27 protein-coding genes are annotated in these 23,066 nt (G+C 37.2%); 17 read left to right on the forward strand and 10 right to left on the reverse strand.

The features are described 5' to 3' along the window. Window positions 1-249 precede the first annotated feature (249 nt). The 4 genes from HYG79_RS15065 to HYG79_RS15080 all read left to right on the forward strand — a co-directional run bounded on the left by HYG79_RS15065 (window position 250) and on the right by HYG79_RS15080 (window position 2,676). The gene (locus HYG79_RS15065; protein ID WP_179242893.1) at window positions 250-864 is read left to right on the forward strand and encodes a recombinase family protein; all 615 of its coding nucleotides are present in this window, start codon (window positions 250-252) and stop codon (window positions 862-864) included. Window positions 865-949: 85 nt separating this feature from the next. Further along, complete coding sequence (locus HYG79_RS15070; protein WP_179242894.1) at window positions 950-1,399, forward strand: hypothetical protein; 450 nt, start codon at window positions 950-952, stop codon at window positions 1,397-1,399. 186 nt (window positions 1,400-1,585) lie between these two features. Next, the gene (locus tag HYG79_RS15075) at window positions 1,586-1,861 is read left to right on the forward strand and encodes a DUF4369 domain-containing protein (protein ID WP_179242895.1); all 276 of its coding nucleotides are present in this window, start codon (window positions 1,586-1,588) and stop codon (window positions 1,859-1,861) included. Next, on the forward strand, window positions 1,843-2,676 hold the full coding sequence (locus HYG79_RS15080) for a TlpA family protein disulfide reductase (protein ID WP_179242896.1): 834 nt from the start codon (window positions 1,843-1,845) through the stop codon (window positions 2,674-2,676). Before HYG79_RS15075 ends, HYG79_RS15080 begins: the two co-directional genes overlap by 19 nt. Before the next feature lie 284 nt (window positions 2,677-2,960). On the opposite strand, the gene HYG79_RS15085 is transcribed toward HYG79_RS15080, so the two are convergent. Continuing rightward, complete coding sequence (locus HYG79_RS15085; protein WP_179242897.1) at window positions 2,961-3,503, reverse strand: DinB family protein; 543 nt, start codon at window positions 3,501-3,503, stop codon at window positions 2,961-2,963. 435 nt (window positions 3,504-3,938) lie between these two features. Then, the gene (locus HYG79_RS15090) at window positions 3,939-5,921 is read right to left on the reverse strand and encodes a VPS10 domain-containing protein (RefSeq protein ID WP_179242898.1); all 1,983 of its coding nucleotides are present in this window, start codon (window positions 5,919-5,921) and stop codon (window positions 3,939-3,941) included. 388 nt (window positions 5,922-6,309) lie between these two features. On the opposite strand from HYG79_RS15090, the gene HYG79_RS15095 reads away from it, so the two are divergent. The 6 genes from HYG79_RS15095 (at window position 6,310) to HYG79_RS15120 (ending at window position 10,141) form a co-directional block, all read left to right on the forward strand. Continuing rightward, window positions 6,310-6,570 (forward strand): DUF7683 domain-containing protein, encoded by a 261-nt coding sequence (locus tag HYG79_RS15095; RefSeq protein ID WP_179242899.1) that lies wholly within the window; start codon window positions 6,310-6,312, stop codon window positions 6,568-6,570. A gap of 27 nt (window positions 6,571-6,597) precedes the next feature. Further along, on the forward strand, window positions 6,598-7,224 hold the full coding sequence (locus HYG79_RS15100) for a WG repeat-containing protein (protein WP_179242900.1): 627 nt from the start codon (window positions 6,598-6,600) through the stop codon (window positions 7,222-7,224). A 195-nt stretch (window positions 7,225-7,419) separates the two neighbouring features. Then, window positions 7,420-8,442: a DUF1028 domain-containing protein gene (locus tag HYG79_RS15105; RefSeq protein WP_179242901.1), complete on the forward strand. Its 1,023-nt coding sequence runs from the start codon at window positions 7,420-7,422 to the stop codon at window positions 8,440-8,442. After that, on the forward strand, window positions 8,436-8,651 hold the full coding sequence (locus HYG79_RS15110) for a tetratricopeptide repeat protein (RefSeq protein WP_179242902.1): 216 nt from the start codon (window positions 8,436-8,438) through the stop codon (window positions 8,649-8,651). Before HYG79_RS15105 ends, HYG79_RS15110 begins: the two co-directional genes overlap by 7 nt. Before the next feature lie 222 nt (window positions 8,652-8,873). After that, window positions 8,874-9,530 (forward strand): hypothetical protein, encoded by a 657-nt coding sequence (locus tag HYG79_RS15115; RefSeq protein WP_179242903.1) that lies wholly within the window; start codon window positions 8,874-8,876, stop codon window positions 9,528-9,530. Window positions 9,531-9,826: 296 nt separating this feature from the next. Beyond that, the gene (locus tag HYG79_RS15120; RefSeq protein ID WP_179242904.1) at window positions 9,827-10,141 is read left to right on the forward strand and encodes a DUF6694 family lipoprotein; all 315 of its coding nucleotides are present in this window, start codon (window positions 9,827-9,829) and stop codon (window positions 10,139-10,141) included. 526 nt (window positions 10,142-10,667) lie between these two features. On the opposite strand, the gene HYG79_RS15125 is transcribed toward HYG79_RS15120, so the two are convergent. Both HYG79_RS15125 and HYG79_RS15130 read right to left on the reverse strand, forming a co-directional pair. Then, complete coding sequence (locus HYG79_RS15125) at window positions 10,668-11,633, reverse strand: S41 family peptidase (RefSeq protein ID WP_179242905.1); 966 nt, start codon at window positions 11,631-11,633, stop codon at window positions 10,668-10,670. Between the two features lie 612 nt (window positions 11,634-12,245). Then, the gene (locus HYG79_RS15130; RefSeq protein WP_179242906.1) at window positions 12,246-12,647 is read right to left on the reverse strand and encodes an HAD family hydrolase; all 402 of its coding nucleotides are present in this window, start codon (window positions 12,645-12,647) and stop codon (window positions 12,246-12,248) included. A gap of 44 nt (window positions 12,648-12,691) precedes the next feature. Here HYG79_RS15130 and HYG79_RS15135 point away from each other — a divergent pair, with 44 nt between their 5' ends. The 4 genes from HYG79_RS15135 to HYG79_RS15145 all read left to right on the forward strand — a co-directional run bounded on the left by HYG79_RS15135 (window position 12,692) and on the right by HYG79_RS15145 (window position 15,920). Further along, complete coding sequence (locus tag HYG79_RS15135) at window positions 12,692-13,033, forward strand: hypothetical protein (RefSeq protein WP_179242907.1); 342 nt, start codon at window positions 12,692-12,694, stop codon at window positions 13,031-13,033. Between the two features lie 283 nt (window positions 13,034-13,316). Further along, complete coding sequence (locus HYG79_RS18100) at window positions 13,317-14,054, forward strand: hypothetical protein (RefSeq protein WP_228027884.1); 738 nt, start codon at window positions 13,317-13,319, stop codon at window positions 14,052-14,054. Continuing rightward, window positions 13,985-15,274 (forward strand): M12 family metallo-peptidase, encoded by a 1,290-nt coding sequence (locus HYG79_RS15140; protein ID WP_228027995.1) that lies wholly within the window; start codon window positions 13,985-13,987, stop codon window positions 15,272-15,274. Before HYG79_RS18100 ends, HYG79_RS15140 begins: the two co-directional genes overlap by 70 nt. Before the next feature lie 70 nt (window positions 15,275-15,344). Then, window positions 15,345-15,920, forward strand: a complete 576-nt coding sequence (locus tag HYG79_RS15145; RefSeq protein ID WP_179242909.1) for a hypothetical protein — start codon at window positions 15,345-15,347, stop codon at window positions 15,918-15,920. A 234-nt stretch (window positions 15,921-16,154) separates the two neighbouring features. Here the strand turns inward: HYG79_RS15145 and HYG79_RS15150 are convergent, their stop codons facing one another. Then, complete coding sequence (locus tag HYG79_RS15150; protein ID WP_179243578.1) at window positions 16,155-16,403, reverse strand: LexA family protein; 249 nt, start codon at window positions 16,401-16,403, stop codon at window positions 16,155-16,157. A 96-nt stretch (window positions 16,404-16,499) separates the two neighbouring features. Here HYG79_RS15150 and HYG79_RS15155 point away from each other — a divergent pair, with 96 nt between their 5' ends. The 3 genes from HYG79_RS15155 (at window position 16,500) to HYG79_RS15165 (ending at window position 18,255) form a co-directional block, all read left to right on the forward strand. Then, window positions 16,500-17,153 (forward strand): DUF6090 family protein, encoded by a 654-nt coding sequence (locus tag HYG79_RS15155; RefSeq protein WP_179242910.1) that lies wholly within the window; start codon window positions 16,500-16,502, stop codon window positions 17,151-17,153. A gap of 313 nt (window positions 17,154-17,466) precedes the next feature. Beyond that, a complete protein-coding gene (locus HYG79_RS15160) occupies window positions 17,467-17,661 on the forward strand; it encodes a hypothetical protein (RefSeq protein ID WP_179242911.1) in 195 nt (64 codons plus the stop codon). Window positions 17,662-17,697: 36 nt separating this feature from the next. Next, the gene (locus HYG79_RS15165; protein ID WP_179242912.1) at window positions 17,698-18,255 is read left to right on the forward strand and encodes a DUF427 domain-containing protein; all 558 of its coding nucleotides are present in this window, start codon (window positions 17,698-17,700) and stop codon (window positions 18,253-18,255) included. Window positions 18,256-18,361: 106 nt separating this feature from the next. Here HYG79_RS15165 and HYG79_RS15170 read toward each other — a convergent pair whose 3' ends face one another. The 5 genes from HYG79_RS15170 to gcvT form a co-directional block, all read right to left on the reverse strand. After that, the gene (locus tag HYG79_RS15170) at window positions 18,362-19,552 is read right to left on the reverse strand and encodes a tyrosine-type recombinase/integrase (protein ID WP_179242913.1); all 1,191 of its coding nucleotides are present in this window, start codon (window positions 19,550-19,552) and stop codon (window positions 18,362-18,364) included. Window positions 19,553-19,674: 122 nt separating this feature from the next. After that, window positions 19,675-20,385: a YebC/PmpR family DNA-binding transcriptional regulator gene (locus HYG79_RS15175; protein WP_179242914.1), complete on the reverse strand. Its 711-nt coding sequence runs from the start codon at window positions 20,383-20,385 to the stop codon at window positions 19,675-19,677. A gap of 98 nt (window positions 20,386-20,483) precedes the next feature. Beyond that, window positions 20,484-20,771, reverse strand: coding sequence for a 4a-hydroxytetrahydrobiopterin dehydratase (locus HYG79_RS15180; RefSeq protein WP_179242915.1), 288 nt, complete (start codon window positions 20,769-20,771; stop codon window positions 20,484-20,486). 330 nt (window positions 20,772-21,101) lie between these two features. Next, window positions 21,102-21,950, reverse strand: coding sequence for a sugar nucleotide-binding protein (locus tag HYG79_RS15185; RefSeq protein WP_179242916.1), 849 nt, complete (start codon window positions 21,948-21,950; stop codon window positions 21,102-21,104). A gap of 9 nt (window positions 21,951-21,959) precedes the next feature. Further along, on the reverse strand, window positions 21,960-23,045 hold the full coding sequence (gcvT, locus tag HYG79_RS15190) for a glycine cleavage system aminomethyltransferase GcvT (protein ID WP_179242917.1): 1,086 nt from the start codon (window positions 23,043-23,045) through the stop codon (window positions 21,960-21,962). Between the last annotated feature and the right edge of the window lie 21 nt (window positions 23,046-23,066).

Raw genomic sequence — 23,066 nt, forward strand, 5'->3', positions numbered from 1 at the left:
AATGATTATGTCTCTGATTTAGACTCTTTACAAAAAGCGGATTTTGTAAAGAGTTCTAATTTTATAGATTAAGTTTTAAGGAGTTTGACGGTAGTACTAAGCCTTATCCGAAAAGCGTAACGTAAAGAGTATAATTAATCTACCGTATTATTGAACTTATTAGGTTTTTATTGTTCATTACTTCTAAAAAGTTTATTTCTTCGTACTAATTAATTAGTTTAATTTTTTACATATAATTAAACTATTCTCATGGTTTTTGGATATGCTCGAGTAAGTACCGCAGAACAAAGTCTTAATTTGCAATTGGATGCGCTGCTCAAAGAAGGTATCGAGCAAAAGAACATCTACACGGACAAGGTTTCGAGCACTAAAGAAGAACGAAAGAGTTTGACCAAATTACTGGATTATGTTAGGGAAGGTGACACTATTGTGGTTTGGAAACTAGACCGATTGGCCAGAAGCCTGATACATTTTACAAAATTGATGTCGGAACTGGATCAAAAGGGCGTTAAATTTAGGAGTATCACCGAATCCTTCATTGACACTACCAAAAAGTCCTCCCAGTCGGAATTCATTATCAATATTTTCGCGGCCCTTGCCCAATTGGAAAGGGACATTATAATTGAAAGAACCAAAGCAGGTCTTGAATCGGCAAGACGACGTGGAAAAGTGTTGGGCGCCCCCAAAGGCCTGAGTAAGAAAAATAAGCAAAAAGCTGTCCTTTGTGAAGAGTACTTTAAGGAGGGAACAATGACCGTCACAGAAATTTGCGAGCGGTTGGATGTTTCGAGGGCAACCTACTACAAATATTTACGGATCAGAGGCCAGGCGAGAAAACTGAGGCCATATAAACCAAAAGTGTGAATAAACGAACATCTAAAACAGAAGTAAGTGTTCATATCGCATGCTTGATTTTCAGCATCAATCACTTCAAAATAATGACACCAATATGAAATATATTTTGTTAATTGTCTTAATGATGTCCTGCCTATGGTCATGTTCGCAATCGCATGACATTACCGGCGAATATGAAAAGGTATTAAAAAGTGGGTCGGTTCAATCTTTATTGAAATTAAACCAAAATGGCACTTTCCGTTTCGACTCATATTCAGTTAGACAGATTGACGGAACAAACTTACCGGTAAATGAAAATTTACCCACTGAGTCTAGTATTAGTGGAAAAGGGAGATATAGAGTCAAGAATGATGTCATTTATTTCACAACCGATGGGGATACCGATATAGACCATAATTACCCGTTAAATTTCAATGATACCAAAGCAAAATTTAAAAATGGGTACTCTAAGAATTCATCCAATGAAAGAGCCATCGCAAAGCTGAAATTCTTTGAGTCGGGTATTTTTTGGATTGATGGACTCGAATTGAAAAAGAGAAACTAGAAACGCACAACAATAAGGATACAGAGCTAATACGAAAGTTTAAATTAGCGAATGCCAGGAAACACTGTATCTTCCAACTACATATTATCTTAACTTATATCTGCATACAAAAGATGCATGAATCATGACCTATGTTCCTGAGTGGGCAAACGTATAATAGACTTTCAAAAAACGTTATTTAGACCAATGAAGAATATTCTCTATTTCTGGTTGCTAATCGCAATGGGCTCATGTCAAATTAATAGTCAAAAAGAAACTATAGGCTATAAAATAAACGGCAAAATTACGGGTGCAACTGATTCTTTAAAAGTAATCATAAGCAACGTTTATTTCATGGACTCAACTATAGTGAAAGATGGCGAATTCAGCTTTAGTGGAAAAACAGATACGCCTAGAAAAATCCTATTGACTATTGAAATGCTTCTCAACGTAACAGTTTTTGGTTGGAAAACTCCAAAATAAATATTAGAGGTGATTATAATTATCTAGAGATTGCTAAGGTAACAGGCGGAGAAAATCAGGAAATCCTGAATATACGCAATAGTCGAAAAAAGCATGTTTTAAAAGCTATGAATGACTATTCTGCACAACTCAAGGACAACACGATGGAAAAATCTCAAAAAGATTCCATTTATGCTACATATAAAATTCTTGCTGAAGAACTTCAGGACATTGAGAAGCAATTTGTTAAGGATTACCCCAATACGCTGGAGGGAGTAATTTTACTTGGTGTAAAAAGGGCAAGTTGGAATAGGGACACCGTAAGCAACATATTCGCTGGGATGAATAAGGAAATTCAAAATTCAGAAGCTGGTATTTTAATCTCCGAGTATTTAAAATCCAGTCCGGCTCCTCAAGTAGGAGACAAGTATATAGATTTCACTCTAAAAAATACTAACAATGAAACATTCATTCTTTCGCAGAACTTAGGTACTTATACATTACTTGATTTCTGGGCATCATGGTGTATTCCATGTAGAAAGGAAAACCCAAATTTGATTGAACTTTACAATAAATACCATAAGAGAGATTTACAGATTATCGGGGCTTCAATGGATAGGGAAAAAAGTGATTGGTTGAAAGCCGTCAAAGATGATAAATTACCATGGCCTAATGTTATCGATTTAGTCGGTCCTCAAAGTAATAATATTTTCTTTCTCTATGATGTTCGGTACGTTCCAGACAACTTACTCTTGGATGAAAACGGAATAATTATAGCCCGCAATTTAAGGGGTGAGGCTTTGAAAAAGAAACTTCAGCTTTTATATAAGTTATAACGGAACGTTTTTCTTCATCGACAAATAAAAACGATTTGCCGATAATACCTATAGCAAGTAGGGCATAGAGCTTTAAATTTAATGGCTTGGGTGTATTTTCAAAGTCCGCCAAATCTTTTGGAGTTGGCAATTAAAAAATTAAAGATAATTACAAAACAAAAAGCTCCGGCTAGTAGACCAGACGGAAACGACAAGTTTCCTTGCCTGCTCTACTTGCCTTAGTCGCACCGTTAAAGGTTAAATGAAGGATTGCTTAAACTCCCTTTGAAATTTTTATCCAAAAATTATTGAAACAGAACGTATCTTGGAGGTACTACACCGTTTAGTCTTAGGTACACAAGGATTTGTCCTCTGTGATGGGTAACATGATCAGACAGAAGTAAGAAAATTTGTCGTTTTGATCTGTTCAATCCGAAATAATCCAACTCATCATCGAGTTTTGACGTATCAAATTGTTCGATCAGGGATATGGTCTCATCAAAAGCTTTTTCGATTGTTGCAATCATTTCTTTTTTAGATTTATTTAATGGCGCAAAAGTAGTGTCCGTTTTCCAATTCCGTGATTCTCGTTCACCCAGCAAGGATTGACTATGCCAATCCAACGCATATCCGATGTGCATTAAATTTTCCGCGAAGCTCTTAGAATCAGGAGTTGCTTTGAAGTTGTATTTATCCTCGGGCATGGTTTCCGCCACGAGAATTAAATACTTTCGGGAGTTTTCCAATCGCTCCAAATAATCCTCTATAAAAGCATTCTGTTGAGCTAGCAATGGCGAGTTAACTAAGCTGCTTATGACGATGCAAGTTAGAATAAGAATCTGCTTCATAATATTTCAGTTTACTATACGACACTTTGGGAACCCTAAATAAACAGAAAAAGCTACTGAGCACATAGATTATTAGGTATGATAAAGGTACTAGCACCTATAAAATATCTATATACCTAAAGAACAATAGGTTATAAAGGCTTCCCCGTCCCTGTATCTTCCAACTAGATATTATCTTAAACTTATATACACTTATCATTGTAAAACATTTAAATCGCTTTTACTCATCGAAAGAAACAGTTCCCTCATTTTCGCTTTGGTTAATGCCTGAATGGACTCAATTTTAGAGAATTGAAAACTACCCAAATGAAACCCTCTAAAATTCTGTTATTTCTAATCCTAGCAGGTCTATCTCTTAGTGGACAGAAGGACTCTATTGAACCAATCGAATTAGACAGCCTATATGTTCGCGCTTTGAATAGCCGAATTGATTGGTTATTTGGATGCTGTCAAGGATTGACGGTACATATAATCCGCAATTTGAAAAATAGCAAAATTTTTATCTCCTGTCGAACCATTGAACATACCTCCTTGAGTTAGCTTATTCAATTGCTTGGCAAGTTTTATGGAATTACTTGTAAATAACAGACCATCATGATTAATCGTCCAAGGAGTGTTTAAATAATTGGGTTTAAAGCTAGAATTCTCTATGGTAAGGGTTCGACCATTCCTAAATTCAAAAGTTACTTTCCTCCAATTAGTAGTCGTACTCCACATCGAAGAACGTTGAGCAAAAACATTATCAAGCACAACCTCGGGAATGCTATCAAAATTATCCGCCACATTTTTGTAAAATTCAAAATATGTGTTTTCTCCAGGAAAAGAGTAAGCACCCAAATTATCAAAAACATCAATCCCTTTTTTAGCTATTCTTTTTTCACTTTTGGAAATGAATTTTTTGAAACTTTCTAAATCACTGGGGGTAATCTCCAAGTCTTCAACTTTATTGTTTCCATATCGAGAAGCATCTATCTCTGTAATAAAATCATTTATTGCAGCAACACGAATTTCCTTAGGCATATTTGAAAATATCTCTCCTTCGTTTCTTTTAAGAACAAAAGACTCATTCTTCAAGCTATATTCGCGTATTTGAGAGTTTCTATGAAAACATCCATAGCTTCCGATAGCAAATGATATATTTTTTATAGGGTTATTGGATAAATCAACAAGGGATTCTGGTAGTTCATATTTTTCTATCTTTTTATCAATGGTGTCTAAATAGAACCTATTTTTTCGGGTTTGGTCGGCAATTATTATTTTACCATCCTTAAAAACAGCATTGGAAATAAAAAAATCAAGTTCCATAAATCGGTACCAACTATTTTTCTTCTTATCGAACTTAAATACGGTGCTTCCTTCAAAACCATACGGCTCATTTCTATACATTAGCCTTATTTGAGGTCTGGGAATTGGAATCTCTTTGGTAAGTAATTTTGATGCGCCAAACTCAAACTGATTAATTTTGTAAATTTTCTTACTAGAAAGGGCGAAAAAATTGTTGTTCCTCACACCGATTGCTATAGGGTAATGTCCAAGACTCTTTTCTGATTTAAAAACGACCTGAAATTTAGAATCCCTCAGTTCAACTTTCAAATCATTATCAAGTAGATAGACAGACTCGTTTTCAGACACCTCAAAATCCTTTATCTGCGGAAGCTCTTTCCAATTAACCGAATCTATTTCAGACCAGAATACATTGCCTTGCTGATTGATAAGATAATAATTCCCGAAGGTTCTTATTTTACGAATATCTGGTCTATGTTTCTTTGAAAGCCTTTCATATTTTTTCTGGTCTAATGGAGTCGGTACTCTCTCCCAAGTTTTACAATTATCTTTTGTTTTATAAACTTTATTCCAGAATGAACCGAATAACCCAATACTCTCATCTTTGGAAAAGTGAATGGTAGAAAACCTGAGAACACTCTTTTTCTTTTCTATTCTATCGAATTCTTGCCATGTTTTTCCACTGTCTTCTGTATAATATATCAACTGAGAAGAACCGCTCATCCATGCCTTTCCGTTATCATTAATAAAAGCTGCGTCTATCCAACTGCCTTTACCAAATTTTATTTCTTCCCATGTTTTTCCCTGGTCACCCGACCATAGGACAAAATCTGTATTGGAGTCATCGCCATGAATATAGCCAGATATCATTAAGGTGTCTTCCGAAAAGAAGTTAACTCTCTCGTAGATACCTCCACCTGTAATTCCCTTTGGTTGCATAGGACCAAAACGCCAAAGTCCCTGAATGCTATCTGCATAATAAGTGTTGCCCGGTTTCGTAGCTAACCATAATTTTTCCGACGGTGAAATACCGATTTCAGAAACCGCTCCTCTAATAGGGAGGTCAGCCAAATATTCTTTTTGCCCAAAGCCAATTGTCGATACAAAAAGTAAAAGGAGTAAAAATTTCTTCATAGTTGCTTGTTTTTGGCTAAACTAAATGAACAAGAATCAATCCGAAATACGTATTGAGTTAACCACCTATTTTGGTTAGTAAACTGACCGTTTGAGTTATTACTACAAATTTTTTCGATTAGTTATATTTCTGGCCAGCCCCTTAGTGAGATTGACTTATTAGGAAGCCCTTTCTAACTTGATTGTTTATTGGCCTAGTATCATGTAAACAAGCGAAAGCGTTCTCTGAGGAAAAAAGTTTAAATTTAGATAGATTTAATATGCACAGTTCAAGTAACCGCACCTCGATTGTATTTGAATTTCGTATTTTATGAAAGTTCAAATAAAGGATTACCAGAAGTTGGTGAACAGGCTAGTGAATCTTCAAAATCTTAAATATCTATGCTTAATGAAATTAATAAGGCAGTTTGATGTGTTTGAAAAAACCAGAGACGAAATATTCGAAGAGATTGAAATTGAGGACTTCGATTTGGAAACAGTCAAGGGCTTTATTGATAATGTAAATAGTGATCCGCTTCTCTACAATTCATACAAAATTGAAGGTGAAATAAAATTGTACTTCGAGAAACTCGGCTATAAATTTTCCACTGAAAGATATGAATATTTCTTATGTTGCTATCAAGATAATAGAGAACCGAAGTTCAAATAAACGATTCACACTTCACTTCTCAAGAAAATGAAAAAAACCCTTAAACGATTTCAAAACAAAAGAGGAAAATGGGGAGTGAAAAACTCAAATGGTGAGATTTTAATTCCTCCGACTTATAGCTTTATTGGAGAAATATTTAATGAACACTATTTCTCTTTTTTTGATGGAGATGTAAATTTTCAATGTAAATATAGTGCCAGAATAATGGATTATTACTCCTATATCAATGAGGGCTCTTGGAATGGCTGTGATATTGAATTGGCATATGATCAGCCCAAATGGGGAGTAATCAATAGTTCAAACATGATTGTAGTTCCTCCGATTTATACCGCAGTATTTGTTACTAAACCAAACTTAATTAAAGTAAGTAAGAATGGTTATATGATCAAGTGGATTGATTATGAGAATGATCATAGCGAGCACTGGACAGAAATAGGAGGTAAAACAGGAGTTATTAATACCAATTTGGACATAATTGTTCCAATCGAATATGACCAAATAACATTTTTCCAAGAAGACGATGGATTTATTTTTGCTCAAAACACTTTTAAATTTTTGATAGATATCGACAGCCCATACGATGTCTTTGATTTTCAAGGAAATATGATTACTAAAAATCCTCCAAAATACGAGGATTATGTTCGTAATTTATAATAGCTAAGATCTAGAAAATACATGTATTGAAAGTGGTAAAGAAAAGTTCAAGTTTTAGACGACTAACCCGAAAGTTGTTAAAAAAGTTCAATTAAAGGATTGATATAATATGACGAGAAGTGATTTTGAGTTAGATTGTGTAACATATATGAGAAATACCTACCTATTAAGCATCAATCAAAAACAATCAATCGAATGAAACGTCACACTACTGCTCTGGTCTTTATTCTGCTTTTGACCACTATTACCTCCCATTCACAAAATCTACCCAGCTTACTGACCCAAAAAGATATCAATTCAACTTTTTCCATTCTGGCCTACGACGAGACCAATAAAGAATGGGGAGTCGCAGTGGCCACGAACAACATTTATGTGGGAAATTCCACGATTTACGTCAAACCTGGACTAGGGGCTTTTTCGGTAATTGCCGAAACCGAACCAAGATATGCGGTTGAAGGATTCATAAAGCTGAAAGAAGGTAAATCAATTGAGCAGGCGATTACCGAAGTCAAGAAGAGCGACGACCAGGCAAATTACCGACAAGTTTCAGGTTTGGACTCAAAAGGGAACGCTTTTGCTTTCACCGGTCAATCGTTAAAATATTGGAAAGGAAAAGCGTCTGAAATTATGGGAACGAAATTCGTTGTAATGGGCAATCAACTTGGCGATAAAGTATTGTCGAATATGTCAAATACTTTTGAAAATTCTGAAGGAACTTTAGCTCAACGACTTTTAAAAAGCCTGATTGCCGGACAAAATGCGGGCGGACAAATTTCAGGAAAGCAATCTGCCGCAATAGTTGTGAAAGGCGAGCATAACGAATGGTACAATCAAATCGACCTTCGAGTGGACAATTCAAAAAATCCTATTAAGGAATTGAAGACTTTAATGGATTACCATTACGGTCGAATACGATTAAATCAAGCTTTGTACGCTAATCGAGAAGGAAATATAAAAAGAGCAAAAGATATATTACGGGAAGCTGAATCAATGTTGGAAGGTTGGAATGGAATGTACGCTAGAATTGCAGGTGCCAACATTGCATTGGGTAAAGAAAACGAGGCCGTAAAGTGGATAAAAAAGGGACTTGCGGAAAACCCCAACTGGTCGGTCAATATCCCTGCCTTCTATTTATTGAGAGAGCATCAGGAAATGAAGGATATTGTCAATCCGGAATCATTACGACAAAGGATTGGGAAAGTGCCCTGGACATGTTAAGCAATCTTGGACGGGAATTGCAAGTAATAGAATTGGCGCAAGATCTTATTGACCAAAAAATTGACTCCTCATATCTGAATTTCTTATTGGGAAGGAGCTATTTTTATGAAAAAGAACGGGACAAGGCGTTAAAATATTTGGAAAGGGCCCTTGAAATGGATAGGGAAAACATCGAGGCAGAAAATTTGCTGGACAAACTCAAGTCTTAATTGATTTTAATCCATACATGCAAAAGGTAGGCTTTGAAGATTTAGATCAACGATGTGATTTGGATCAATCGTTTATAAACGCATATTATATTATCTATAATATACCCTTAATCGATTAAAAAGCCATTGTTTTCAATGATTTCGGTAATTTAAGTGTAAAATAGAAAAAATAGTTACTAGTAACCGTATCCAATTGTTACCTAATATTTGAATAAGCTACTTATGAAAAAAAAAGTCACATACATTATCATTCAGCTAGCACTTGTTTTTTCTACTTGTCACGCTCAAGGTTTCAAAAAAAACGAAGTCAAGATGAACAAGGAGATAAAAGAGCTAGTGAAATTAGGAAAAGATTCGATTATTCGACTTGCATTACCTTTAATCGATGATAAAGTAAGTTTAGAAAATTTCACTCGTACAAGTGTCCAAACTAATGGGAATGAAATTTATGTTGTGTTTTCAAATCCCATTATGTATCTGCCAATCAATACCATATTTTACGATAATGTAGGTGTGAACCTGACCACAAATACAGCTTTCAAAAACAAAGCTGCAAACCCTATAGATTTTATTACGGAAAAAGGCATCCCGTATTATGTACAAACAGAAAGTATTAAAAAGAAAATTGAATTTGTAATTGGAGCGATCATTTCTTTCGATACCGCTGATATAGTCAATTTTAGAGGTAAGATGCGCATTCTTGAAAAGGAAGACCATTACGATATCAGTGTTCTTTCTGAAATGCAAGAATCGTGGTATAAAATAAAAACAACAGGTGAAATCTATGATGAAGGGCACGCTCATTTAGTGCCAGAACCTTATATTGAAAACGGTAAAGGGACCTTCAAGGAGATAATCTTTCCTGAAAAGGACAAATAATGTCAGTTCCCAAAGCTTATGCTCATTCAAGAGCAGAAGAATCAAAATATAGTTACTTGAAGGCTATTTTTTAATTGCCTCAAATATATCGAAACACGATTTTGCGGAGCTATAAAATTTTATCTGAAGAAAACATTGGGTAGCAATGTATAAAAAACAATTGCCAACCCTTGTATACTCTGAAAATCCCGCGGATTTCTCTCTGGTTTGCCAAACTTTGCTAAATTGGTTACTAAACCCACAAATGTTATTACACGAAAACGTTCTAGAACATTTAATCAAAAGATAAAACAAAAATGAAAAGAGCAATCCCAACGTTAATTCTAATTTGCCTTTTGTTCAATTCTTGTCAAAAGAAAATAGACGGCTCTACAAAGGAATCGTTAAAAAAATCAATAGCGGAGATAGAAGAAACACTTGATAAAAAGAAGAAAAAAGAATTTCGTGAATCTATGGGGCTGATACTTTTCAGGGGACAACTTGATTTCTTTAGCTTAACGAACGGTGGTGCTACAAAAAAACTAGAAGGCCTCCAAAGTGTATTGGATGGAATGACCGCTGACGACATAATTGCGGAAGGCAATAAAATAAGAAAGGAATTGGACGAATAAAAACAATAAAAAAGAGTGATTTGGGAATAGATACGGATTCATCCAATTGTAGGCAAGTATTTGAAAATATTCTCAATCGCAAACTCGGTTTGGCGTCAAAATTCAGCGTTTTTCAAGTCGATTAATAGAAAAAACCCAAGGACAGAACGCAAAGAACGGAATTTGAAATCTCAACGCAAAAAAATTGAAAAACGCTCTGAAAGAAGCAAAAACAGCTAGTTAAAAACTTATAGTAGTCGGAAAACGCACTACTAAAATGGCTAAGATGAATTTGGGTTGTTAGTGTTAAACGCCAAGTTTAGGTATATTTAGAGTGTGCGCCACATCCAAAGGATTTGGCTTTTAAAGTCGAATAATAAAACAAACAAAAAGATTTGGCTGAGAGCTATGGTGCAACGGCAATCGTAAATCACCGTCCCACAGTATTCAAGGGATAGCCATTAACAAAGTTCAAATAAAAGATTACTTAATACTAAATTTTAGCCCTCTTTTGGCTTAGGATTCACCAGACCAGTTGCCGGCAGTCTTAATCGTTTAGATAAACGATCGCATTTCTAATAATTGCTTTCTCTGATGATAACATATCAGGAACGATGGGGCCACCAAATACATTTTGTTCCCGATCCGCCATATCCGAAGTTGTGAGTGCCAAAAACCATCCATTACTGAGTTCAAATCCTGCATTGGCCGTGGATAATCCACAAGTCTCAGCTCCAAAGCTCATGGTATTTTCTCGACCAATGAATGAAATGGCTATGGCCTCCCCCGAACTGATTACCGCCTTGTTTAGTAGTACCGCTACCTTTGGATTTGGATTGAACAGTTTATAATTCTCGGAAACTTGAACCATGATATTGGAGTCAAGCATAGCCACACCGTCTAAAAAAGACCACTCTTGGATAAAATTGTCGGGGCCAATGAAATGACCAACGATACCTTCGCCAAGAATGGGCCCGATTCCTACAAGCATTGGCCACATGTTGCCTCCCGTATTATTTCTTAAATCAACAATCCATCCTGTTATGTCCTTACTATCCCTTATTCTGATTGTTTCCTGAAGCCTTTCTGCAAAAGAGACCACGGCTTCCATATCAGTCCCCGAGAAAGAAGCTACTCTTATATAGCCAATATTATCTGGTGTGACAACCGTTTCGAGCGGTAAAGGTCTACACCTTACATTGGATTCAGAAATGAAGAAGCCGTTTTGCTTTCTTATGGAGCTATGGTTGTCTCCTAGTAGAACTAAAGCTAAACGCAAGGCCTCTTCTGTTTGGGATATACTTTCTGCCCTTGACCCTCTTTCCAAAACTTTACTTCGAAAGTCGTTCCAATCTATGGTATTTCTATTGATGGAGTACGTTTCCATAATATCCACCACTTCGTTGAGAAAACTGACCACTTTTGTATTGGCGGGGGGAATATCATTCTCATCAGATCCGCAGGAAGCGAATACACCAAGGATAACAATGAAAAACAACTTAATACGGTTCATATCATTTCGACTGAGGCTACTATAACAAGGATAACATCCTATGTAAAGTTTCGAATAAGTTCAATTTAACGATTTTTGTTCCATTTTTTTAAACTTTTAACATTTTATGGGATTCTGAAAATGAATACCTTATAAAAGTATAGAAATTTAGATCGAAAGCAATATTTGGAATCAATAGCTTATCTATTCATTCGTGGTTGTTAAAATAGAGAGCTCTATGAATTAAGACTTATTATTTACGATTGGAAAAGTTCAAAAAAGAGATTAAACAAATTGCTTAATAAATCTTTTATTCCTCTTTAATTAATCACTTTCCTCAGTTCACCACAACTCTAGTCTGGTTCGCAACAATTATTAAGATTGCTGTGGCTACCCATCTAAATTTACCATGCAATAATTAAGAAAGTAAATTTTTTCATTTTCATATAGTGTTCTCGTAAAAGGGTCTTGTGGTTAAAGCAAGGCTCTTTTTAGTTTATGGGTGTAGCCTTCCCTGACTTTAACCTTCCTCATTTTCGATAATTCAGAATTCTGAAATCTTATCTTTGCTAAAGTTCAAACAAACGATTGAAGCAGGTGGTCCTATCGCCCCAAAAAGGGTATTTCCGAGTATTAGCGCACTTTTTTCCGATTTTTGATGAAGCTATATACCTTTGGAATCAAATCTTTCAGATTGTCAACAATGTATTCGGGGCCAAGAAGATCGCAGGCATGAACCGATTCCCTGGTAACACTGTTCGTAACGGCAAAAACATGCATTCCCCCAACGAGTCCTGCCTTTATGCCATTGACCGAATCTTCAATAACTAGGCATTCTTCGGATTTTGAACTAAGATAGGTTCTTGTTTTTTCATAAATCTCGGCGTTCGGCTTCCCAAAACTAACATCGTCATGAGTAAGGATCAGGTCAAACTTTTCATAAACGCCCATTATGGAAGTAATTCTTTTGGCCTCGGTCAAATGGGACATGGCGGCCAGAACAATACGGAAGTTATCGGAATGCACTTTTTGCAAAAGCTCAAGGGTAAAAGAACAAAAGTGTCCGGAAAGAGTATATAATGAATCTCATAGGAGATATATCCACGGATAGGGATGTATTGCAGGCGAACCTTATCGCAATTGATAAAAAGATTAAAGCCTGTAATGAAATGATCGCTATCTTGAACTCGGATCCAGATGGGAACCTGCAGCTCTTCAATATGGTCTTCGAAGTGCTGGACTACGAAATTTTCAATCCCGAGAGCATCACGTACAGTACGCTGATCAACTCCGGTGATATGAAATTGATAAATGATTTTGGGCTGAAAAAAGCGATTCAGGGCCATTATTTATGTTACAAAAAGCTTCTCATAACTTGCGGTATAATCCAAAATGAGTTATGGGAATATCCGTTCGCATGATGGTAAATAAATTCGTTGCCGACTTCCTTTTCCTTGTCCGACCGTGTAACGCCATAATGTAATTCAAGTTCCTGGGCCGTACTGACGATTCTTGTATGGAAACACATATGATGTAAATTAAAAAATGTTCTAAATAATATTTTTTAACATAAGGTTTTTCCTACTTATGCATTAAATCGTTAAATTGTAGAGGCAATCCTTCTGGTTAAAAATCATACGACAATGTAGTTAAAACTGAATAAAATGTTCCCTTGATACGTATTAACCCTTAAAAATCAATATTATGGTTAAAAAACTACTATTATTTTCAATATTATTTACCCTGCCTCTTATAGCAATAGCGCAGAACGAAAATCCGATACCACAGCTTTTCGAGGTGGTAGGCCAGGATATATCAGGTCAAGGTAAATCTACAAGGTCAGTTTCGGATAAGATGTCCAAAAGGGCGAACAATCCTATGTTTATAGAGATTAGAAAGGTCGAGTTTCCAAACTTGAAGAATCTTGCAGAAGAAAAAAGGATGAACGAGCAAAGTCCGGCATACTTTCAATTTTCCATACCCATAGGAAAAAAGGCGGGCACTGGAAAAATATTGGCCGTACCCAAACATATCGAGGTGGATAAGGAGGGCAACTATACCTACAATGCAGAGCTTTTGTACAAAAAAGATTTACAGGGGGACTTGACCCTCATCCATCAGGACGGTAAAAATTTCGGTAGTATGACCATCGGCGAAAGATCGTTCAAAATCGAACATATTGATGGCGAAGGAGAGTATTTGATAGAGCTGGATACTGAAAAACTCATTTCAAAAGAGGCATGCATTTCCATGCCAAAAAAAATGAAAAAGGGAGCTCCGAGTCCTCCGTTGGCAGTTTGGACAAAATGGCCGACAACATTCTTGAGGCAAGAAGTTCCGCCGGTGGTGCATGTGTTGTTAGGGTTCTCACATTGTTCACAAATGCAGCGAACAATGTTTCCAACCCGAATCAATTCGCAACCACTGCGATATCCGAACTAAATCAATCCTTACGAAATTCAAGGATTTATAGTAGTCAATTGACCTTTCAATCGGCAGGTGTCCAAAATGTAAATCTGCCGGGAGCCAGTAACAATATCTTGAATGATTTGGCAAATTTACAGACAAACCAGACGATTATAAATCTTCGCAACCAAGCAGGTGCTGATTTGGTCGTTGTTCTGGTAAATAGAAATTATATTTCGGGCCTTGTTCTAGGGGTTGCTCCGCTGAACGATTACGGTAATGAGGATACAGGTTATGTAGCGATGGTCGAAGCGGATTCCAGTACCAAGACCTATGCTCATGAGACTGGCCACATGATGGGCTGTAGACATGATGTGGAATATGATTTGATCTCTGGTCAGGCCTTTAACAACGATGCCAACATACCGGCAAATTTGGATGTTAATTCAAAAGGGCATCAATGGTACAAGAGAAATTGTTTTTTCTGCCAAAAACTATATCGAAAGAGTGTAGTCGCAAACGGGGGAACCGACGGTTTACCAAGGCTCTTTTTCTCCAATCCCGATGTTACTGAGGAAAGTAAATCAAGAGGTCCCACAGGTACTTCAAATAGAAATAATTACCGACAATTGCTGAATGCACGCTCAGTGGTATCGGAATATGATGATTTTGCTCCCCTGATAGTTGGCATTGGTGGCCCCTCCACGGTTCTTGTGGGCCAAGAGTACACTATGACCTCCAACGTACAGAATTGTTCTGGTTCTCCCACCTATCGATGGGAACGCAGTGACGATGGGTTCAACTATTTTCAAGTAGGAACTTCAAGTACCTATTCTACCTTTGCCTTGCCATTAAACGGTAACTTGGTACACTTTAGATTGACGGTGACCTGTGATGGGCAAACCGTATCTAGGACAAGAACGGTCTTCATAGAGGGAGGCCCTGGTGGCCCGTTCTTCGCCAAAACTCAACTTCAAGAGTTTGATAATGAAACCTCCAGTTCTACTGTATACCCTGTACCGGCATCCTATGAAATCAATGTTATGGTCGTTTCTGAACACGACCAAAAGGCAACCGTCTCTTTGCTTGGTATAGCACCCTTTTCTTATCAGAAAAAGCTTTTTAAGGGAAACTTAAACAATGGGGGAAATCCATTGCTCTTCGATGTTTCGAGTATACCACAGGGCATTTACCAACTCATTGTACATGGGGAAAACGGTATTATATTTGAGAAACGTATTCTAATTTCAAGATAATACCCCTATCTTATCAGTTATATAGAGGGGACTATTCATCCCCTTTTATTCCTATCAAAAAGTCAATCCTATGTTAACTATCGAACAAAATATGCGCAAGAAACTTAAAACATATTTCTTTATAATTGGAGCTATCATACTCTTGGTATCTTGTAGTGATGATGATTCCAATACGGAGATTTGTCCTCCGGAATTAGGTAATCTCGATACGGCGATTAGTGAACAGATTGATTTTCGGGCAAGATGGACGATATACGAATATTTTGAAAATGGCGCTATTTCGATAACAGCTTCTGTGATGGATGAGAATTGCTTATTGAGGGCAATTATGACCATTACAGCGACACCGAATTTGGAAAGGCAGGATTTCGAAATTACCACAGCGGAATTCATAAGGGAGCCGACCAATATCTCCTTTAATCAAGTGGATGAGGATGCATCCTTAGGTTCTTGGTCGATTGACGAAGCGGAACCTAATTGGGTTCAATTCGAGGAAATCACGGAAATAAGCGTAAAAGGAACATTTCAGGCCACTTTGGTCATACAGGAAAATGGTAATGATTTTCATACTCTACCAGACACCTTAAGATTTGATAATGTAAGTTTTGAAGCTGTTCCAGGGGAGCTTCTTAATGGCGCCGATTGAGTGAATGAAATCTGCTTTAACATTCTAAATTCAATACTGACCATGACTACTGTTAATTTTTTTATATAATTCCAAATAAAGATTGAATAAAATAACACGTTGTGCAAAATGCCGAATAGCGGTAAAGAAATAACGACAAATCGATTTTACATTCACAACGGGTTTAACAATGTATATTTTGAAGCTCCTTTAGATAAATACAATAGGCAATAGTCTAGTTAAACATTTTGACGTTCATTTCTTTTGATGGTTCTTGATACTGTATGTTACCACGCCCCAAATCACCAGTATGGTATCCCCTTCGATAACGATGGGTTTGTAATTGGGATTCTCCGGCAATAGGGTAACCTTTTCCTTTTCCTTTTTGATGCGTTTTACGGTAAACTCACCTTCCACAAAACAGACCGCAATACAGCCATCGCACGGCTCGATACTCCTATCGATTATCAGTAAATCCCCATCATAGAGCCCTGCTCCCTCAATAAATTCGAAATTCGGTCACGGTATTTTTAATTTAAGGTACCCCGTTTTCATAAAAATCTTAATTTTAATGGCCAAGAACACTAATCAAAGTTGCCAATGAAAATGGAAAGGAAAAATATCGGGTATGTTCTCAGGGAAATACTTATAGTGATAATCGGTATCACCATTGCCTTCAGTATGAACAAATGCTCGGACAGTATAAAGAACAATAGTGTCCGGAAAGAGTATATAATGAATCTCATAGGAGATATATCCACGGATAGGGATGTATTGCAGGCGAACCTTATCGCAATTGATAAAAAGATTGAAACCTGTAATGAAATGATCGCTATCTTGAACTCGGATCCGGATGGGAAACTGCAGCTCTTCAATATGGTCTTCGAAGTGCTTGACTACGAAATTTTCAATCCCGAGAGCATCACGTACAGTACGCTAATCAACTCCGGTGATATGAAATTGATAAATGATTTTGGGCTGAAAAAAGCGATTCAGGGCCATTATACAAATTATGAATACGTAGACGACATCTATCAGAAGCATTTGGCATTGATCCGTGATTATTTGGGGAACTACATGATAAACAATGCGGATTACGATGAAGTGACGAAGGGTAGGTTGCCTTTCCTTGACAAAACAAAACTCAAGAATATTATACGTGCATTGACAACCACGTTATTGGAGAAAAAAGAAGCGGCCCGAAAGGGAATCGATAGCTGCGACAGTGTCCTAACGGTATTAAGATCGTATTGATGTAAAGGGCTAGCATTGATGTAAGGAACACTTTTTAGTCCTATTGGGAAAACAGATCGTACCGATACAAATTGATTCATAAAATACCAATGATGAATGTATAAAAGAAAAAAATCGATTGTAAGGATGGTATGGGTATCCTTGAATTCAATATTTCAAGCGAACACGATAAATATGACACTTATTTACTTAAGGGCGACTTGTCGATATGCTTGAAAGGGACAGCACAAAAAATGTGCTTTATTCCATATCCTTTTATGGTTAGAAGTATGGTACGACATTTTGAAAAATGGGATAAACGGCATTTCCAGCTTTGCATCGTGAAGAAGTTTGGATAGATACAGCAATGTTCCCAAAAGTATTTGATCGCGCCATGGTCAAGAAAAAACTGTTCAGGTGGTCAAGAATAATTCGTTACAGTTTAAACCATATTTGGAACCATGTTCTCGTGCCTGTAGGAATGCCGGAAGATGAATTTTCGAAAGAGTTCAAATCAAAGCCCGAATAAACGATAGCAGCCCAGGTAACATGTAAAATATAGGTTATGAAAAAAAAAGTACGGACGAATTGGTTACAAAAGGCCCGAGAGAACTGGAATCACAAAGGCGATAAAAGGCCACCCTTCGCTATTGAGCCAAACAAAGGGCAGCGTTCGGTATGGGATTTTCCGAGGCCACCTATAATCGAAAAAGTGAGAAAATCGGTATTGGTAAATTGTCAAGATGGGACGATTGCTGATTCAAAAAATGCCCTTGCGGTCTTGGAGACGGCCAGTCCACCAACATATTATATTCCCCAAGTAGATATTGATATGGGTTCACTAGTGCCGATACACGGAAAGGCTTCGATGTGTGAATGGAAGGGACGTGCCATATATCTGGCTTTGAAAACCATGAGAGAGCTACCAGTGGCTTGGTACTATCCAAATCCCTTTCCCGAGTTTCAGGAACTGAAAGATCACTTGGCATTCTATCCCCAGCACCTCGAATGTTATATAGATGGAGAAAGGGCAAAGGCTCAGGCAAGCGATTTTTATGCAGGATGGATTACCGAAGATTTGGCAGGGCCCTTTAAAGGGGAAAAAGGAACAGAACACTGGTAATTTGGTGGCATTCGACTTACGATTAAAAGTTAAGATAAACGATACTCTTTACAAATTGCACCTTTTGTAAAGAGTTTCTAAAAAAAGTAAGGCTACAATTGAATGGCTATCCGAACAATCGATTAATTTCTTCAGTCTCTTCCTTATGATAGAAATCTTTTAGATAATGCTGGGTTGTTGATAATTTGGTATGTCCCAAAAGTTTGGAAATCATCAGCATTCCTGTGTTGGATTTTACCGCAAAGTCGGCAAACGAGTGTTTTGCCATATGCATACTTACCCGTTTTTTGATGCCCGCCTTTTCGCATGCAATTCTTAAAGACCGATTGGCAGCATTGTTTGAAATATACAGTCGGTGCTCAATTTTTTCTGCCGGTTTGTCTGCCATACCATAGAGTGGGGGGAAGACGAACGTTTCATCCTTTCCTTTGTATTTCTCTATTATATCGATTGTCTTAGGGGTAACTGGTAAAGTTCTTTTTGCACCGGCACGGGTTTTAGATTTTCCCATGGTGTAGACAATCTCATTCCCGATGATATTTTCCCATTTGAGTCGGCATACATCGGAGAAGCGCATGCCGGCGGTAAAAAACGAAAATAAAAACATATCCCTTGCCTTTGACATCCCTTTGTGATGCGCTGGAATTTCTAAATCAGATAGCTTGCTGATTTCACCGAATGTAAGGGATTCCTTTTCTGTATTCTCGGTAACAATTTGATAGCCTTTTATTGGATTTACCTTAATTATACCAATGGCAACTGCCTTGTTCAGAACCGCATACAGCGATTTAAAGTTTGAGGCAACGGTATTTACCTTATTTCCTTTTTCCAGCATCCATTGTTCATAATCTTTAGCAAACTGAACTGATAAATCTGAAAATGAAACGTGTCTTGCAAACTCCTTCAACTTTTTTATATACTTCTGCTGTGTATTGGCCGTACGTATTTTTCCTTTGAGCCTGGCCTCATCCACTATCTGTTGATAAAAATCCAAGAAGGAACTGGAGTCGTACTTTTGGGAATTTTTGTAAAGAAAAAGGAGTCTTTTCGCTGAAACACCCTCATTTTCATAATATAGTTTCTGAAGTGAAAGCAAAAGGGTATTCAAACTGGTGTTGAGTTTTTCCTCTATGGGATGACGCTTAATTTTTTTTCTTTTATCGTCCCATTGAGTACTTTTGACAGAGATTCCCGAATCCAAATATTGCACATCCCTGTTCGAGGTCTCCATCTTGAGCCTAATCAATTGCGTGCCATTTTTCTTGACGTAAGAAGAAAGGTAGAAATTAAGGTTCATTTTTAATTAGTTCGTTATTAGTTCGAAACCTAATCAAATATAAACAAAAATAAAGTAATATAAACTTTTTATTAGTTATTGAAAAACAGTATTATAGCACTGTGGGTAAAGTTTAAGGCTGATTATTCTTGCATGGTATGATATACGTTCTGAACATCGTCGTCCTCTTCAATCTTTTCAAGTAGTTTTTCTACATCGGCCGCTTGTTCCTCGGTAAGTTGTTTGGTTACTTGCGGAATTCGTTCAAATCCTGAGGACAAAATTTCGATGTTTCTGTTTTCCAATTCTTTTTGAATGGCACCAAAGCTCTCAAAAGGAGCATAAATCAATAATCCATCCTCATCTTCGAAGACTTCTTCTGCTCCAAAATCAATCATTTCCAATTCAAGTTCCTCTGGGTCAATACCCTCTGCGGGAATTCTAAAATTACAGGTATGGTCAAACATAAACTCTACCGAGCCCGAAGTTCCCAAACTACCGTTACACTTATTAAAATAGCTACGTACATTGGCAACCGTACGTGTGTTATTGTCCGTGGCGGTTTCGACCAGAACGGCTATGCCGTGGGGCGCATACCCTTCGAATAAAACTTCTTTATAGTCACCTTGGCTTTTATCGGAAGCCCTTTTTATGGCCCTTTCGATATTGTCCTTGGGCATATTAACGGACTTCGCATTTTGGATAACGGCCCGAAGTCGAGAATTGGAATCGGGGTCGGGACCACCTTCTTTGACGGCCATAACAATGTCTTTCCCGATTCGTGTAAAAGCTTTGGACATTGCCGCCCAACGTTTCATTTTTCGTGCCTTTCTAAACTCAAACGCTCTTCCCATAGTTACCTTTGCATTGCATGATGGCAAATTTAGGAAAATTCCATGCTTTTACAAGAAATCGAAAAAGTAAGGTGAAAGTGCCAATAGCTTTCAAATTTTTAATCACTTTCTATGATGCTTTCTATGCTATGGGCAAGTTCAAAATCTTTTTCCGTTACTCCGTCAGCGTCATGGGTATTGAGCCGTATATTCAATGAATTATACACGTTGCTCCAATCGGGGTGATGCCCTTGGGCTTCGCATTCAAAAGCTATCCGGGTCATGACCGAAAAGGCCTCCTTAAAGTTTTTAAATTCGAACGAAGTTTCTATTGCTCCGTCAACATATTCCCAACCTTCCAGTTTTTCTAATTTTTGCGCTATTTCTTTTTCTGATAATTTGTTCATCTTATGTAGTTTATTAATAATATCGTTTATTGTTTACATTAAGGATTTTAAAACCCTAATGGAAATTATTGTTCCGTTATTCTTTTTGAATCCTAGCATTTTTATATCTGTCTTTAACGGTGTGCAGTTTCGCAGAATACTACAAAATAAAACATAAATGTAGTGTTCCTGTTCGTTAAATCCTGATTCTTTATCCAAATAGTGTAAAATGCTTTTAAACTACCGAAATACATTTTATTACTTACTGGCGTAAGGGCCCATTTTTACAGTAAATTACGCAATTCGAAAAGTATGCGTAAAGGGATAAGAATTAATTTTAGTCGAATAGCATCAACTTAAAATATGATGGTCTATGATATCTTGGTAACTAAACTGTAAATTTTTTGGGAGTTTGTTATCTTTCGGTAAAACCGCTAGATATCTATCCTCGTTCGTGGTAAATACTCTTTTGTAAATAGGTGTAAAGCTTCCTATTTTGTCTACCACATCTTTTATAAATTCTTCATGGTGCACTAAATCCCTGCTACCCAAATGAAATATACCTGTTTTGTTTCGGTTTATGAGATAGTGTATTTGTTGGGTAAGTTTGTCATCATTGGTTACGTTCAAGATCAAATTGGGGAAAACTTCAACAGGTTCGTTGTTAAGAATATGGTTTTTAATTTCCCTAATTCGGGGAGAACCATTGCCAAAAACCATGGGCACCCTCAATATCCCCGTTTTTTCCTTAGGGAGTCTCAAAAGCATATTTTCAATCTTTATCTTTAAACGGCCGTAAATACTCTCTGATAAGGTCTTGTCATTTTCGTAGGATGGATATTTGCTGTAAGCATCAAACACATTGGCGGAAGAGAGAAAATATAACATGCATTCGTTTTGTATGAGATATTCGTTGATGTGCTGATGTGCCTGTACTTGTGCCGGAAAATTACCACGCAGCGCAGATATGATTACTTGAGGGCGTATGTTCTCCAAAAGCTCATAAACATCGTCTTCTTGCATGTCATACTTAAAGAATTGTTTGTTGTCCTCAAAAGAACGTCTGGCTGTAAAATAAGTACCATAAGTATCAAAGAAATTACATAGTTCCTTATAAATGGCATTTCCTAAAAATCCGCTCCCGCCGAGTATAAGGATTCTTTTTCCGTTATCTTCGACCTTTCCCCTTCTTTTCCCCATATAAAATCGTTATCCCCTGTAAAACGGAAGTTTTACAATTGTAGCCGGGACTGCATTTTTACGTATTTGAACATGTATTTTACTGCCAGCCTTGGAAAAAACGCTGGGTACGTATCCCAGCCCTATACCTTTTCCCAAAGACGGTGACATGGTACCTGATGTAACCACTCCTATTTTTTTACCATGTGTGTCCACGATATCATAATCATGACGTGGAATTCCACGTTCGTCAAGCTCAAAAGCGACAAGTTTGCGTTCAGGACCGTGTTCTTTTTCTTTGGCCAAGGCTTCACAGTTTACAAAATCTTTGGTGAATTTGGTTATCCAGCCCAATCCGGCCTCAAAAGGAGAGGTTTCGTCATTTATGTCATTACCGTAAAGGCAATAGCCCATTTCTAACCGCAAAGTATCACGAGCAGCCAAGCCGATAGGTTTTATACCAAAATCGGCGCCAGCCTCAAAGACTTTGTCCCAAATTTGTTGTACTTCTTCGTTTTTGCAATAAATCTCAAATCCGCCCGAACCGGTATAACCCGTTGCCGATATGATAACATTTTCAACACCTGCGAAATCAGATACTTCAAAATGGTAAAACTTGATAGCGGATAAATCTGTAGAAGTAATCGATTGCATGGCCTCAACAGCCTTTGGCCCTTGAATGGCAAGCAAGGAATATCCTTCGGATATATTTCGCATTTCAGCCCCTATATATTCATTGTATTTGGAAATATGCGCCCAGTCTTTATCAATATTGGAGGCATTTACGACCAAAAGGTATTGTTCTTCCTTGATTTTATATACAATAAGGTCGTCAACGATACCTCCCGTCTCATTGGGGAAGCAACTATATTGCGCCCTACCTATGGTTAATTTCGAAGCATCGTTGGAAGTTACTTTTTGGATGAGTTTCAAGGCTTTTGGCCCACCGATTAAAAATTCTCCCATATGGGAAACGTCAAATACGCCAACACCCTTGCGAACTGTTTCATGTTCAATGTTAACACTTTCGTAGGAAACAGGCATATTGTACCCGGCAAAAGGTACCATTTTGGCTCCAAGGGCTTCGTGGGTTTTGGTCAGCGCGGTATTTTTCATTGTTATCTGTTTAGATGAACA

Source organism: Costertonia aggregata, from assembly GCF_013402795.1.
In the GTDB taxonomy this organism is placed as follows: domain Bacteria; phylum Bacteroidota; class Bacteroidia; order Flavobacteriales; family Flavobacteriaceae; genus Costertonia; species Costertonia aggregata.